We start from the raw sequence: 13,086 nt of genomic DNA, 5'->3' as shown, positions 1-13,086 counted from the left end.
CTTACTTCGGCTCTTTGCGTTCTTGCTCGGCCGTGTCGCGCTGCTCGGCCCTGGCGTCGAAGGTCTGGCCTTCGTCGTCGTGGCGGACCTGACGCTGGCTGGCGTCGTCCTTCTTGTCCTTGTCCTCTTCGTTCATGGCGCTCTTGAAACCCTTGACGGCGCCGCCGATGTCGGTGCCGACATTGCGCAGTTTCTTGGTGCCGAAGATCAGAATGATGATGCCGAGAACGATCAGCAACTGCCAGATACTGATGCCACCTAACATGACTTTCTCCTCTGGGGTCGGCGGACCCTCGCTCATTGCGTGTCGCGGGCGGCTTTCTCGTCGAGCCCGGAGATGCCGAAGCGCCCCGCCAGCTCGTCGAGCACCGCCTGCGAATCGATGCCCAGATGCGACAGCATCACCAGGCTATGAAACCACAGGTCGGCGGTTTCGGCGACCAGTGCCTGACGTTCGTCGGCGCCGCCATTGGTCGCATCCTTGGCGGCGATGATCGCCTCGGTGGCTTCCTCGCCGACTTTCTCGAGAATCTTGTTGAGGCCCTTGTGGTGCAGCGAGGCCACGTACGAGGAATCGGGATCGGCGTGGCGGCGTTGATCGAGCACGTCGGCGAGCTGTTTGAGAGTATCGCTCATCGATGACAGTCCTGAGTGGGGGAATCGTAAACGCAAGGCGCCTGGAGGCTTGTAAGAGCGCCGCTTGCCGGGAGCGCTTCAGCGCCAGGCGAGCAGCATCACGCCCAGCGCGGCGCCGGCGAGCACCGGCCACGGTTGTTGCTCGGCCCACTGCCAGAGCGGCTGCCAGGCCAGCGCCAGCGCCAGTGCCAGCGCCCCCAGGCGCAGCCGCCGGGTGCTGCGCCCGGCGCGCGCCAGGTGGCGGTCGATGTGCTGCAGCGTCTCGACCTGCTGATGGCGCTGGCGGCGCTCGGATTCGACCTGCAACAAGGCCTGATGGGCGAGTACCGGCAACTCGGGCAACTGATGGCTGAGCTCCGGCGCCTGTTTCTTGAACGAGGCCCAGAAGCCGCGCGGTCCGGCGCGCTCCTGCATCCAGCGCTCGAGATAGGGCTTGGCGGTCTTCCACAGGTCCAGGTCGGGATACAGCTGGCGGCCCAGGCCCTCGATGTTGAGCAGTGTCTTCTGCAACAGCACCAGCTGCGGCTGAACCTCCATGTTGAAGCGTCGCGCGGTCTGGAACAGCCCCAGCAGCACCTGGCCGAAGGAGATGTCCTTGAGCGGCTTCTCGAGGATCGGCTCGCATACCGCGCGGATCGCCGCGGCGAACTCGTTGGCGCGGGTGCCTTCGCCGACCCAGCCGGACTCGATGTGCAGCGCCGCCACTTGGTAATAATCCTGGTGGAAGAAGGCCAGCAGGTTGCGCGCCAGGTAGTCCTGGTCCTCGCGGGTCAGGCTGCCGACGATGCCGCAGTCGATGGCGATGTACTGCGGGTCGTCGGGCTTGTCGCGGGTGACGAAGATGTTGCCCGGGTGCATGTCGGCGTGAAAGAAGTTGTCGCGAAACACCTGGGTGAAGAAGATTTCCACGCCGCGCTCGGCGAGCTTGCGCAGGTCGGTGCCCTGGGCCTCGAGGCTGACCATGTCGGCCACCGGAATGCCGTAGATGCGCTCCTGGACCAGCACTTGGCGGCGGGTCAGCGGCCAATGGATGGACGGCACGTAGAGCAGTGGCGAATTCTTGAAGTTGCGCTTGAGCTGCGAGGTGTTGGCGGCCTCCTTGTGCAGGTCGAGCTCGTCGAACAGCGTCGCCTCGTAGTCGGCGATCACTTCCACCGGGCGCAGCCGGCGCGCCTCGGGGACCAGCCGTATCAGCCGCGCCAGGATGTACATCAGGGCGATGTCCTGACGCATCACGCGGTCGATTCCCGGACGGATGACCTTGACCACCACCTCCTCGCCGCTGTGCAGCCGGGCGGCGTGGACCTGGGCCACCGAGGCCGAGGCCATGGGTGTCGTGTCGAAGCGCGCGAAGGCGGCGTCGATGGAGCACTCGAGCGCCTCCTCGATCAACGCCTGCGCCTGGTCGCCGGGGAACGGCGGCACCTGGTCCTGCAAGCTGCGAAGGTCGTCGGCGATGTCCGGCGGCAGCAGGTCGCGCCGGGTCGAGAGCATCTGGCCGAACTTGACGAAGATCGGCCCCAGCGCCTCCAGGGCCAGGCGCAGACGCAGCCCGCGCGAGTGGCGGCCGACCGGCAACAGGCGCAGCGGCGACAGCCGGAAGGCCAGGCGCAAGAGTGCCGGCAGTCGATCCAGCGGCACCAGCGTGTCGAGACGATAGCGGGCGACGATCCATAGAATGCGCAGCAGTCGCAGGTTCACGTGGCGCGCTCCCGGCGTGCGGCGAGCTTGCGCTCGAGGCGGGCGAAGCGCGCTTCCAGACGGTCGGTGGCGATCTCGAGCTCGGTCAGGTGATCGCGCAGTACCTCGCGCTGGGCCTGACCGGGGAGCAGCCGCGCCTCCTCGAAGACGTAGTCGGCAAGGTCGGCGCGCAGTTCACGCTGGCTGCGCAGGCCGAATTCGGCGAAGCGCCGCAGGCCCTCGGCCAGCGCGTTGGCCGGCACGTCGCCCAGCCACTCGGCGAGGCTGGCCTCCCAGTCGAGGTCGATATCCATCAGCAGCGTGCGGGTAGCCTCGAGCAGGTGGGTCTGGCCACGCAGCGACAAGCGGCCCGAGAACATCAGCCGCTCCAGCGACTCGCCGGCGAGCAGCGCGCTCAACGCCTCGTTGTCGATCTCGAGTAGCGCGTCGGCGTCGCTTTCTTCGGCGTCGGGGGCCTGCGCCAGGTCCAGGCCCCGCTCGTGGAAGCCGACCAGCACCGCCAGTCGTGGGCGTTCGAGGCGCAGCAGCAGGCGCTTGCCGGCCAGCTGACGCAGCCGGCTGGGCGCGGCGGGGTCGCGGGCAAGCAGGGCATTCAGGGTTCGTTCGGCGGCGGCCAGCAACAGGGGGGGAGTCAACGCCATCGAATCCTCACAGCTTGATGCCGCGGTGGAGGGCGACGATGCCGCCGGTCAGGTTGCTGTACTCGACCCGCTCGAGGCCGGCCCGCTCCATCATCGCCTTGAGGGTTTCCTGGTCGGGGTGCATGCGGATCGACTCGGCCAGGTAGCGGTAGCTGTCGGCGTCGTGGGCGACCCACTCGCCGATCTTGGGCAGCAGGCGGAAGGAGTATTCGTCGTAGACCCGCGACAGCGCGCCGTGCACCGGCTTGGAGAATTCCAGTACCAGCAGCCGGCCGCCGGGCTTGAGCACGCGGGCCATCGAGGCCAGCGCGGCATCCTTGTCGGTGACGTTGCGCAGGCCGAAGGCGATGGTGATGCAGTCGAAGCTGTTGTCGGGAAACGGCAGGCACTCGGCGTTGGCCTGGACGTATTCGACGTTGCCGCCGACGCCCTGGTCGAGCAGCTTGTCGCGGCCGACGCGCAGCATCGAGGCGTTGATGTCGGCGAGCACCACGCGCCCGGCGGGGCCGACGCGCTGGGCGAACTTGAGCGTCAGGTCGCCAGTGCCGCCGGCGATATCCAGTACATGGTGACCGCGGCGCACCCCCGAGCGTTCCAGCGTCAGGCGCTTCCAGAGTCGATGGATGCCCATCGACATCAGATCGTTCATCAGGTCGTAGCGGCTGGCCACCGAATGGAAGACATCGGCCACCCGGGCGGCCTTCTCGTCGACCGGAACTTCCTGGTAGCCGAAGTGAGTCGTGCGCTTGTTCATGAGCATCCCTTCATATATGCCGGCGAGCTACTCGCAGGCCCCGACGATACCCGGTCGGGCACGGCGCGAAAATGGCCGTGACGGATCGAGGCGGGGCGATGTGGCCGCCATTGTAGCGCCGCCCGGCCGGCTTGTCTGTGCGTGGCTCTGGGTACGGCGCCGAGGCTATACCGGCTTGAGCGGAATGCCCAGCGGCTCGCGCGAGGCGCCGGCGTCCGCGAGTTGCTTGAGATAGTCCGCCCAGTAGGCGTCCTGGTTGACCGCCAGGTCGTAGAGATAGTCCCAGCTGTACAGCCCCGTGTCGTGGCCGTCGTCGAAATGCAGCTTGAGCGCGTAGCGCCCGGTCTGGGTGATGTTCTTCAGGCCGACGAATTTCTGGCCGGTCTGCAACTTGGCGGTGTCCGGGCCGTGGCCGCGGACCTCGGCGGAGGGCGAGTACACGCGCAGGTACTCGGCCGAGAGCCGGTAGCTTTGGCCGTCGGCGTAGCCGAGCTCGAGTTCGCGGGCCTGCTGATGATAATGCACGCGGGTGGGGATCGGGGCGGTCATAAGAAAACTCCTAGCTATAAGCTATAAGCTATAAGCTGTAAGTTTTGGGCTGGGCCAGGTAGAGATGCAAATGAAAGAGAAGAACACCATTCTGGGTTGCTCTTCTCTTCCAGCCGCGAAGCGGCGCTCTTGCAGCTTAAAGCTTACAGCTTCTCGTCAGAGGATATACCGCGACAGATCCTCGTCCTTGGCCAGATCGCCAAGCTGGGAATCGACGTAGGCGGCGTCGATGGTCAGCGGGCCTTGCAAATCGCCGCCCTTGAACGAGGCTTCCTCGAGCAGGCGCTCCATTACCGTATGCAGGCGCCGCGCGCCGATGTTCTCGGTGCCCTCGTTGACCTGCCAGGCGATCTCGGCGATCCGCGCGATGCCGTCCTCGGTGAATTGGATCTCAAGCCCCTCGGTGGCCATCAGCGCCTGGTACTGGCGGGTCAGCGACGCCGAGGGCTCGGTGAGGATGCGCTTGAAATCGTTGGGGCTCAGCGCCGAGAGCTCGACGCGGATCGGCAGCCGACCCTGCAGCTCGGGAATCAGGTCCGACGGCTTGGACAGGTGGAACGCGCCCGAAGCGATGAACAGGATGTGATCGGTCTTGATCATGCCGTGCTTGGTCGACACCGTCGAGCCCTCGATCAGCGGCAGCAGGTCGCGCTGCACGCCCTCGCGGGAGACGTCGGCGCCGCTCTGGTTGCCGCCGCCCCTGGCGACCTTGTCGATCTCGTCGAGGAACACGATGCCGTGCTGCTCGACGGCCTCGACGGCGCGGCGCTTGATCTCCTCGTCGTTGACCAGCTTGGCGGCTTCCTCGTCGCGCAGCAGCGGCCAGGCCTCCTTGACGGTGACCCGCTTGGACTCGGGCTTCTGCTTGCTCATGCTCGAGAACAGGTTCTGCAGCTGGTTGGTCATCTCCTCCATGCCCGGCGGGGTGCTGATATCGAAGCCGCCGCCCTGGGGGGTGATCTCGATATCGATCTGCTTGTCGTCGAGCTGGCCTTCGCGGAGCTTCTTGCGAAACGTCTGGCGGGTCGACGACTCGTCGCGGGCGTGGTCGTACTCGCTGCCCCGCGGGCGCGGCAGCAGCGCGTCGAGGATACGATCCTCGGCGGCGTCGGCGGCCTTGTGGGCGACCTCTTGCTTGGCCTGCTCGCGAACCATCTTGATCGCCATCTCGACCAGGTCGCGGATGATCGACTCGACGTCGCGGCCGACGTAGCCGACCTCGGTGAACTTGGTCGCCTCGATCTTGATGAACGGCGCGCGCGCCAGCTTGGCCAGGCGCCGGGCGATCTCGGTCTTGCCGACCCCGGTGGGGCCGATCATCAGGATGTTCTTGGGCGTCACCTCGGGGCGCAGCTCGTCGTCGAGCTGCATGCGCCGCCAGCGGTTGCGCAGCGCGATCGCCACCGCGCGCTTGGCGTCGTGCTGGCCGATGATGAACTGGTCGAGGGCGTGGACGATCTCGCGGGGGGTCATCTGGGACATGTCAGGCGAGCTCCTCGATCACGGTATTGTGGTTGGTGTAGACGCAGATGTCGGCGGCGATGTCGAGCGACTTCTCGGTGATCTCGCGGGCCGACAGCTGAGTGTTCTCGAGCAGCGCGCGGGCCGCCGACAGCGCGAAGTTACCGCCTGAGCCGATGGCGATGATGCCGCGCTCGGGTTCGACCACGTCGCCGTTGCCGGTGATGATCAGCGAGGCGGTCTTGTCGGCGACCACCAGCATCGCCTCGAGGCGACGCAGGGCACGGTCGGTGCGCCAGTCCTTGGCCAGCTCGACGGCGGCCTTGGTGAGGTGGCCCTGGTATTTCTCGAGCTGCGACTCGAAGCGCTCGAACAGCGTGAAGGCGTCGGCGGTGCCGCCGGCGAAACCAGCCAGCACCTGGCCGCGATACAATCGGCGCACCTTGCTGGCGTTGCCCTTGAGGACCGTGTCGCCCAGCGAGACCTGGCCATCGCCGGCCAGGGCCACCTGGCCATCGCGACGCACGGAAACGATCGTGGTCATGTGGCGGAAACTCCGTTGCGGGGCGCCGAGTTGACGTGTGACGCCCGGTGACGAATGGGGCATTGCGTGACGGGGCAGTGCCGCGGCAAGGCTATGTGTTCAATCAAAGTGCTCGAACAAGGCTATGCATCGTGAGATGCGGGCGAGGTGCCCGGAAATCAAGCGAAAGGGGCAATCGCCCCGCGCTGGAAGAGCCGATGGCGCGCCGGATCGTCGGAAAAGAAGACCCCATCCGCCGCCGGCCGGGTTCGGCCACGGTGGCGGCCGGCTTCAGTTCTGCAGCTTGATCATCAGCGGTTCGATGCCCTGGGTGACCATCAGATCCTGAGCGCGGCTGAGTTCGCGGGTGTCTTCGTAGGGACCGACCTGGACGCGATGCCAGGTCTGGTTGCCGTTGGCCTGGACCGTGGTGATCTTGGCCAGCAGGCCGAGGTTCTTGAGGCGTCCGGCAAGGCGCTTGGCGTCGGCGGCGTTCTTGAACGAAGCGGCCTGCAGCATGAAGCTGCCGCCTCCAGCGGCTTGCGCGGCCTGGCCGGCGTCGGCCGCGTCGTTGGGGCGTGGCGTGGACTGATAGGCCTCGACCTTGGGTGCGACCACCTCGGACTCGGGCAGCAGGGTGTAGAACTCGAAGGTCGGCATGCGCGCCTCGTCCTGGGCCGGGGCTTGCGCCTTGCCCGACGACGAAGACGTGGCCGACGACGGTGCCTGCGCCTGACTGGCCGGCTTGGGCATCAACGTCGCCATCGGCGGCGCCGACTGCTGGAAGTACTGGGCCAGCGCGAAGCCGGCGACCAGGCCCGCCAGCGCCCATAGCCAGCCCGGCACGCGCAGCCCCTCGCTGGGCTGCTTGCGCTGGGAGCGACGTGCGGTGGCGCCCTTCGCCGGGGCGCGCTTGCGGCTCGAGCTTTGTGCGGCGGTGCGGGCCATGGCTTACATCTCCTCGGGCGCGCTGACGCCCAGCAGGTCGAGCCCGTTGCGCAGCACCTGGCGCGTGGCCAGGCCCAGCGCGAGGCGGGCGTTGCGCAGCGCCGCGTCGTCGACCATCACCTTGACGGCGTTGTAGCAGGTATGGAAGTCGGCGGCGAGATCCTGCAGATACTGGGCGATCTGCTGCGGTTCGCGGCTGGCGGCGGCGTGCGCGACGACCTCGGGATAGCGGGCCAAGCGATTCATCAGCGCCTTCTCCTGGTCGGTTTCGAGCAGCGCCAGGTTGGCCAGCGCCAGGTCGTGATCGAACGGCCGCGCATCGGCTTCGGCCTTTCGCATCACGCTGCACACCCGGGCGTGGGCGTACTGCACGTAGTACACCGGGTTGTCGTTGGACTGCGAGCGTGCCAGGTCGATGTCGAAGGTCAGTTGCGAGTCGGCGCGCCGCGCGGCGAGGAAGTAACGCGTGGCGTCGCGGCCGACCTCGTCGATCAGATCGCGCAGGGTGACGTAGCTGCCGGCGCGCTTGGAGAGCTTGACTTCCACGCCGGAGCGGGTGACCAGCACCATCTGGTGCAGCACGTAATCCGGCCAGCCCTCGGGAATGCCGGTTTCCAGCGCCTGCAGGCCGGCGCGCACGCGGGTCACCGTCGAGTGGTGATCGGCGCCCTGTTCGTTGATCACCGTCTCGAAACCGCGCTGCCACTTGTCGAGATGGTAGGCGACGTCGGGCAGGAAGTAGGTGTAGCCGCCATCCTGCTTGCGCATCACCCGGTCCTTGTCGTCGCCGAAGTCGGTGGTGCGCAGCCACAGCGCGCCGTCGGCCTCGTAGGTGTGGCCGCCGTCGACCAGCTTGGCGGCGGTGGCCTCGACCTTGCCGTCGGCATACAGCGAGGACTCGAGGAAGTAGACGTCGAAGGCCACGCCGAAGGCCTTGAGGTCGAGATCCTGCTCGCGACGCAGGTAGGCCACCGCGAAGTCGCGAATCGCGTCGAGATCCTCGGGGTCGGCCTTGGCGGTGACGTGACGATCGTCGGCGTCGACGGTCTCGCCGGCCAGGTAGCTGTGCGCCACGTCGCCGATGTAGCCGCCGCGGTAGCCGTCGGCGGGCCAGCCGGCGTCGTCGGGGGTAAGACCCTTGGCGCGGGCCTGCACCGACAGCGCCAGGTTGTTGATCTGCGCGCCGGCGTCGTTGTAGTAGAACTCGCGGGTGACCTCAAAACCGCTGGCCTCGAGCAGCCGGCACAGGCAGTCGCCGACCGCCGCGCCGCGCCCGTGGCCGACGTGCAGCGGGCCGGTGGGGTTAGCCGAGACGAACTCCACCTGCACCTTGCGACCGGCGCCGAGCATGCTGCGCCCGAAGCTGTCACCGCTGTCGAGGACCGCCGCGACCACCTGGGCCACGGCGTCGGTGGCGGCGAAGAAATTGAGGAAGCCGGGCCCGGCGATCTCGACCTTGCGTACGGCATCGCTTGCGGGCAGCGCCTCGATCAGCGCCTGGGCGACGTCGCGCGGCAGCTTGCCGGCCGGCTTGGCCAGGGTCATCGCCAGGTTGCTGGCGTAGTCGCCGTGGGCCTTGTCCTTGGCGGGATCGACCTTGTAGGCCGGCGAGGCGTCGGCGGGCACGATGCCCTGCTGCTTGAGCGTGGCCAGGGCCTCGTCGAGCAGTGCAATGATGGTGTCTTTCATGTGGCTTGCGTGCAGTCCTGTGGCCTGGGAGCGCGAGCGATGAAGGCGGGTCGCGCGCCGCTGAAGGCGTGTAAGCGTCGCTCGCGTGCGAGCATTTGGGCGGCCATTATCGGCAATTGCGGCCGGGCTTTAAACCCACAACGTCAGCTTCGGGCTTCGGGCTTCGGGCTTCGGGCTTCGGGCTTCGGTGGCTCGTGGCTCGTGGCTCGTGGCTCGTGGCGTTAGCTCAACGTCTGCGGGTCGACATCGAGCGCCCAGCGCGCCCGGCGCGCGCCCGGCGCGCGTTCCAGCCAGGCGGTGAGCCAGGCGCAGGCTTCGTGCAGCGGGCCGCGCTTGGCTGCCGACAGCATCAACTGCACGTGATAGCGATTCTGGCGGCGCTCCATCGGTGGCGGAGCCATTGGCGCAGCTGGCCGGCGGCCTCGCCGGCCAGCGCCGTGGCATCGGCCTCGCGCGGGCTTTCCAGGCGCAGCAGGGCCATGAAGCGGTAGGGCGGCAGGGCGGCCAGCCGGCGCTCTTCGAGCAGCGTCTCGGCGAGCGCGTCGTAGCCGCTCTCGGCGAGCAGGCGCAGATGCGGGTCGTCGGGGTGCAGGGTCTGCACCAGCACCCGGCCGGGACGTTCGGCACGCCCGGCCCGTCCGGCGACCTGAACCAGCAGCTGCGCGCTGTGCTCGAGCGCGCGAAAGTCGCTGGCGTAGAGCCCCGCATCGGCATTCACCACCACTACCAGGGCGACATGCGGCAGATGATGGCCCTTGGCGATCATCTGCGTGCCCACCAGCAGGCACGGTTCGCCGCGACGGATCTCGGCGAGGGTGTTTTCGAGGGCGTCCTTGCGCCGGGTGCTGTCGCGGTCGATGCGATGCACCGGCACTTCGGGAAACAGCGCGGCGAGGGTTTCCTCGCTGCGCTCGGTGCCGGTGCCCAGCGGGCGCAGGTCGGCGCTGCCGCACTCGGGGCAGGCGTCGGGCAGGCCGCGCTGGCGTTCGCAATGGTGACAGGTGAGCTGCGGCGGCTGGCGGTGCAGGGTCAGCCGCGCGTCGCAGTGGTCGCACTCGGCCAGCCAGCCGCAGGCATGGCAGGCCAGGGTGGGGGCGAAGCCACGCCGATTGATGAATACCAGCACCTGGTTGCCGGCGGCCAGCGCCTGGCGGATGGCGTCGATGGTCGGTGGAATCATCCCGCCCTGGCGCGGGCGGCCGCGCAGGTCGGTCAGTTCGAGCCGCGCCGGCGCGTGATGACTGGGTCGGCGAGTCAGCCGCAGGTGGCGATAGTTGCCGGCGCGCGCCTGGAGCAGGCTTTCCAGCGACGGCGTGGCGCTGCCCAGCACGATGGGGATGCCGTGACGATGGGCACGGGCGATCGCCAGGTCGCGGGCATGGTAGCGCAGGCTGTCCTGCTGCTTGAACGAGCCGTCGTGCTCCTCGTCGACGATGATCGCTCCGGGGCGCGCCAGCGGCGTGAACAGCGCCGAACGGGTGCCGATGACGATCGGCGCGCGACCGGCGCGGGCGGCCTCCCAGGCGTCGAGGCGCTCGGCATCGCTGAGCCCCGAGTGCAGCGCGACCACCGAGACCCGAAAACGCCGCCGAAAGCGCGCCAGGGTCTGCGGGGTGAGGCCGATCTCGGGCACCAGCACCAGCGCCTGGCGGTTGCGCGCCACCACCGCCTCGATCAGTTGCAGATAGACCTCGGTCTTGCCGCTGCCGGTGACGCCGTGCAGCAAACAGGGATGATAGCGATCCAGGCCTTCGTGCATTTCGGCCAGCGCCGTGGCCTGCTCGCGGTTCAGGCTCAGCGAGGGCTCGGCGAGCAGGCCGCCGTGACTGGGCGCCGGCGCGGCGGTCAGCGGTTCCTCGTGGCAGTCGATCAGTCCCTTGTCGGCCAGCGCACGCAGTTGGGCGCGGGTGAAGCCCTGGGCGCCGATCACCGAGCTGACCACGCCGCGCGGATGCTGGCGCAGCAGTTCGAGCAGCTCGACCTGGCGTCGGGCGCGGCCCAGCCGGGCCAGGTCGATGTCGCGGCCGCTGGCGGTGAGCTGCCAGCGTTCGCGAATGCGCGCCTCCAGCGGCCGACCTTGGCGCAGCAATACCGGCATCGCCTGATGCAGGGTGTCGCCGAGCGAGTGCTGGTAGTAACGCGCGGTGAAGCGGCACAGCCACAGCCAGTCCTCGGGCAGCGGTTCGCTGTCCAGCCAGGCCACCACCGGCTTCAACTGATCGAGCGGGAAGTCGCTGGTGTCGCGACATTCGACAACCACGCCGACCACCTCGCGCTTGCCCAGTGGCACCCGCACCCGCAGCCCCGGCTGCCAGCCCCGCGAGGGCGCCGGCTGGCAGGGACGATAATCGAACAGGCGGCGCAAGGGCGTGGGCACGGCGACGCCCAGCACGCCGGGCGCCGGGCTTTCGGGGGGGGTGGTTGACAATTGGCCTCCGCTGCTGGTTCTGCTATAATATCCGGCCTTTCCTGATCTTGACACGCTGCTGGCGCTACGGCCGTTGCTGGCGAGGCAGGGAAGTCAACCGGTTACTCACAACCCGTGTGCGGTGCTCGACCGAACAGCGATTCAGGATCGGGTGGCGGCACACCGCTTCATGAGGCTTCACGATGAAACAAGGTATCCATCCGGAATACAAGACGGTCACGGCAACCTGCTCGTGTGGTGCGACCCACTCGATCGGTACCACGGCCAGCGACGATTTCCATCTGGACGTCTGCTCCAACTGCCACCCGTTCTACACCGGCAAGCAGAAGCAGGCGACCACCGGCGGCCGCGTCGAGCGCTTCAACAAGCGTTTCGGAGCCGCGCTCAAGCGTAACTGATCCACTCTAGCGGCTGCCCATGGCCGCCGTGGAGCGCCAGAACCCCGAGCCATCAATGGCCCGGGGTTTTTTGTGACTGTCTCGTGGATCGCGGGCGGGCAGACGGCTGTCAGTTCAGCACCGCCAGCAGCACCGGCAGGTAGAGAAACGACAGCAGCGTCGAGCAGAACACCAGGCCGGCGACGAATTCCGGCTCGCGCCGGGCGCGCTGGGCGAACAGGTAGTTGTAGACCGCCACCGGCATGCTCATCTGCAGCACCAGCACGCTCTGCGCCAGCGGCGGCAGGCCGAGCAACTGAGCTACCCCGTAGGCGATCGCCGCGGCGGCGGGAATCCGCAGCAGGCTGAACTTGAAGCCGGCGGCGATGCTCTTGACCTGGATGCTGGCCAGCGACACGCCGAGGGTGATCAGCATCAGCGGCACGCTGAAACCCGAGATCAGGTCCACGGTATTGGCCAGCCAGCGCGGCAGGGTGGTGTCGGTGAGCAGCAGCGCCGTGGCGATCAGGATCGCGTAGACGGTGGGCGTGCGCGCCAGGGTACGCAGCGGGCGGCCGCTGCGGCTGGCGAGCAGCGCGCCGAAGGTGAACTGGACCAGCGATACCGCGACCATCGCGGTGATGGCGTAGGCGAAGCCGGCGCTGCCGAAGGCGTAGAGCGTCACCGGCAGGCCCATGTTGCCGGTGTTGGGAAACATCATCGGCGAGACGATGACCTTCCAGTTCTTGCCCAACAGCCTGGCCATCAGCACGCTCGCCAGGCCCATCGCGGCGAGCACCAGCAGCGTGCCGAGCATCGTCCGGCCGAAGCTCTGGGCGTCGATCTCGGCGTTGCCCAGCGCAGCCAGCACCAGTGCCGGCGTGCCGATGTTGAAGACCAGCTTGGTGACGAACTCGACCGGGTAGTCGTAGCCCAGGCGTATCCAGAAATAACCCAGGCTGGCGCCGAAGAATACCGGGGCCATCACCGCGAAGAGTTCGGCGAGCATGCACAGTCCTTGGTTGGGAGACGAGCGGCCTATTGTCGCCAGTCGTCACGCTGCGGTGCAACGTCGACACCGGAAACACAGTGTTTTGGCGCGCTGTCTCGAGTGTTCCCATAAAACATGGGTCATAACGTCTGGTCATTGTTTCCTGGGATTAAATGTCGTTTTTCCAGGGAGGGCCTCCCTCTTACCATCGATTGATCAACCCTAAGCCAACAATCACAAGGTGCTATATGAATTTCGATGGTATCTGGACGCCGGTGGTAACTCCGTTCGCCGCGGACAACACGGTCTCGCTCGATACTCTGGGCAAGGTAATCGATACCCTGATCGACCGGGGTGTGCATGGCCTGATCATTGGTGGCATGTAGTA

13 protein-coding genes and 1 pseudogene are annotated in these 13,086 nt (G+C 67.4%); 2 read left to right on the top strand and 12 right to left on the bottom strand.

Features of this window, described 5'->3' with window-relative positions; all coding sequences use genetic code 11:
- Position 1 precedes the first annotated feature (1 nt).
- From tatA to HALZIN_RS16930, 11 genes and pseudogenes are all read right to left on the bottom strand, one after another.
- The gene (gene tatA, locus HALZIN_RS0112975; protein WP_031384630.1) at positions 2 to 265 is read right to left on the bottom strand and encodes a Sec-independent protein translocase subunit TatA; all 264 of its coding nucleotides are present in this window, start codon (positions 263 to 265) and stop codon (positions 2 to 4) included.
- Positions 266 to 297: 32 nt separating this feature from the next.
- A complete protein-coding gene (locus HALZIN_RS0112970; RefSeq protein WP_031384629.1) occupies positions 298 to 636 on the bottom strand; it encodes a phosphoribosyl-ATP diphosphatase in 339 nt (112 codons plus the stop codon).
- 78 nt (positions 637 to 714) lie between these two features.
- Positions 715 to 2,337 carry a ubiquinone biosynthesis regulatory protein kinase UbiB gene (gene ubiB, locus HALZIN_RS0112965; RefSeq protein ID WP_031384628.1) on the bottom strand — a complete coding sequence of 541 codons (1,623 nt, stop codon included), beginning with the start codon at positions 2,335 to 2,337 and terminating at the stop codon, positions 715 to 717.
- Positions 2,334 to 2,978 carry a ubiquinone biosynthesis accessory factor UbiJ gene (locus HALZIN_RS0112960; protein ID WP_031384627.1) on the bottom strand — a complete coding sequence of 215 codons (645 nt, stop codon included), beginning with the start codon at positions 2,976 to 2,978 and terminating at the stop codon, positions 2,334 to 2,336. Before HALZIN_RS0112960 ends, ubiB begins: the two co-directional genes overlap by 4 nt.
- A gap of 7 nt (positions 2,979 to 2,985) precedes the next feature.
- Positions 2,986 to 3,732, bottom strand: a complete 747-nt coding sequence (gene ubiE / locus HALZIN_RS0112955; protein WP_031384626.1) for a bifunctional demethylmenaquinone methyltransferase/2-methoxy-6-polyprenyl-1,4-benzoquinol methylase UbiE — start codon at positions 3,730 to 3,732, stop codon at positions 2,986 to 2,988.
- Between the two features lie 165 nt (positions 3,733 to 3,897).
- Positions 3,898 to 4,281 (bottom strand): gamma-butyrobetaine hydroxylase family protein, encoded by a 384-nt coding sequence (locus HALZIN_RS0112950; protein ID WP_031384625.1) that lies wholly within the window; start codon positions 4,279 to 4,281, stop codon positions 3,898 to 3,900.
- A 156-nt stretch (positions 4,282 to 4,437) separates the two neighbouring features.
- Entirely contained in the window at positions 4,438 to 5,763 is a 1,326-nt protein-coding gene (gene hslU / locus HALZIN_RS0112945; RefSeq protein ID WP_031384624.1) for an ATP-dependent protease ATPase subunit HslU, read from the bottom strand.
- A 1-nt stretch (position 5,764) separates the two neighbouring features.
- Positions 5,765 to 6,286, bottom strand: coding sequence for an ATP-dependent protease subunit HslV (gene hslV / locus HALZIN_RS0112940; protein ID WP_031384623.1), 522 nt, complete (start codon positions 6,284 to 6,286; stop codon positions 5,765 to 5,767).
- 270 nt (positions 6,287 to 6,556) lie between these two features.
- Complete coding sequence (locus HALZIN_RS0112935) at positions 6,557 to 7,213, bottom strand: SPOR domain-containing protein (protein ID WP_031384622.1); 657 nt, start codon at positions 7,211 to 7,213, stop codon at positions 6,557 to 6,559.
- Positions 7,214 to 7,216: 3 nt separating this feature from the next.
- Complete coding sequence (gene argS, locus HALZIN_RS0112930; protein ID WP_031384621.1) at positions 7,217 to 8,902, bottom strand: arginine--tRNA ligase; 1,686 nt, start codon at positions 8,900 to 8,902, stop codon at positions 7,217 to 7,219.
- 221 nt (positions 8,903 to 9,123) lie between these two features.
- Positions 9,124 to 11,330 (bottom strand): annotated as a pseudogene (locus tag HALZIN_RS16930) (primosomal protein N').
- 182 nt (positions 11,331 to 11,512) lie between these two features.
- On the opposite strand from HALZIN_RS16930, the gene rpmE reads away from it, so the two are divergent.
- Positions 11,513 to 11,728, top strand: coding sequence for a 50S ribosomal protein L31 (gene rpmE, locus HALZIN_RS0112920; RefSeq protein WP_031384620.1), 216 nt, complete (start codon positions 11,513 to 11,515; stop codon positions 11,726 to 11,728).
- Positions 11,729 to 11,837: 109 nt separating this feature from the next.
- On the opposite strand, the gene HALZIN_RS0112915 is transcribed toward rpmE, so the two are convergent.
- The gene (locus tag HALZIN_RS0112915; protein WP_031384619.1) at positions 11,838 to 12,716 is read right to left on the bottom strand and encodes an AEC family transporter; all 879 of its coding nucleotides are present in this window, start codon (positions 12,714 to 12,716) and stop codon (positions 11,838 to 11,840) included.
- A gap of 230 nt (positions 12,717 to 12,946) precedes the next feature.
- Here HALZIN_RS0112915 and HALZIN_RS17950 point away from each other — a divergent pair, with 230 nt between their 5' ends.
- Positions 12,947 to 13,084, top strand: coding sequence for a dihydrodipicolinate synthase family protein (locus HALZIN_RS17950; RefSeq protein ID WP_150113117.1), 138 nt, complete (start codon positions 12,947 to 12,949; stop codon positions 13,082 to 13,084).
- The last annotated feature ends 2 nt before the right edge of the window (positions 13,085 to 13,086 follow it).

The organism is Halomonas zincidurans B6 (assembly GCF_000731955.1).
GTDB lineage: Bacteria > Pseudomonadota > Gammaproteobacteria > Pseudomonadales > Halomonadaceae > Modicisalibacter > Modicisalibacter zincidurans.
The sequence above is the reverse complement of the archived record's forward strand: the minus strand, read 5'-3'. Positions and strand labels throughout refer to the sequence as shown.

Coding starts and splice junctions, on each gene's coding strand:
- HALZIN_RS17950 (WP_150113117.1), top strand. CDS start 12,947: ATGAATTTCGATGGTATCTGGACGCCGGTGGTAACTCCGTTCGCCGCG.
- HALZIN_RS0112960 (WP_031384627.1), bottom strand. CDS start 2,978: ATGGCGTTGACTCCCCCCCTGTTGCTGGCCGCCGCCGAACGAACCCTG.
- HALZIN_RS0112970 (WP_031384629.1), bottom strand. CDS start 636: ATGAGCGATACTCTCAAACAGCTCGCCGACGTGCTCGATCAACGCCGC.
- rpmE (WP_031384620.1), top strand. CDS start 11,513: ATGAAACAAGGTATCCATCCGGAATACAAGACGGTCACGGCAACCTGC.
- hslV (WP_031384623.1), bottom strand. CDS start 6,286: ATGACCACGATCGTTTCCGTGCGTCGCGATGGCCAGGTGGCCCTGGCC.
- HALZIN_RS0112915 (WP_031384619.1), bottom strand. CDS start 12,716: ATGCTCGCCGAACTCTTCGCGGTGATGGCCCCGGTATTCTTCGGCGCC.
- tatA (WP_031384630.1), bottom strand. CDS start 265: ATGTTAGGTGGCATCAGTATCTGGCAGTTGCTGATCGTTCTCGGCATC.
- hslU (WP_031384624.1), bottom strand. CDS start 5,763: ATGTCCCAGATGACCCCCCGCGAGATCGTCCACGCCCTCGACCAGTTC.
- HALZIN_RS0112950 (WP_031384625.1), bottom strand. CDS start 4,281: ATGACCGCCCCGATCCCCACCCGCGTGCATTATCATCAGCAGGCCCGC.
- argS (WP_031384621.1), bottom strand. CDS start 8,902: ATGAAAGACACCATCATTGCACTGCTCGACGAGGCCCTGGCCACGCTC.
- HALZIN_RS0112935 (WP_031384622.1), bottom strand. CDS start 7,213: ATGGCCCGCACCGCCGCACAAAGCTCGAGCCGCAAGCGCGCCCCGGCG.
- ubiE (WP_031384626.1), bottom strand. CDS start 3,732: ATGAACAAGCGCACGACTCACTTCGGCTACCAGGAAGTTCCGGTCGAC.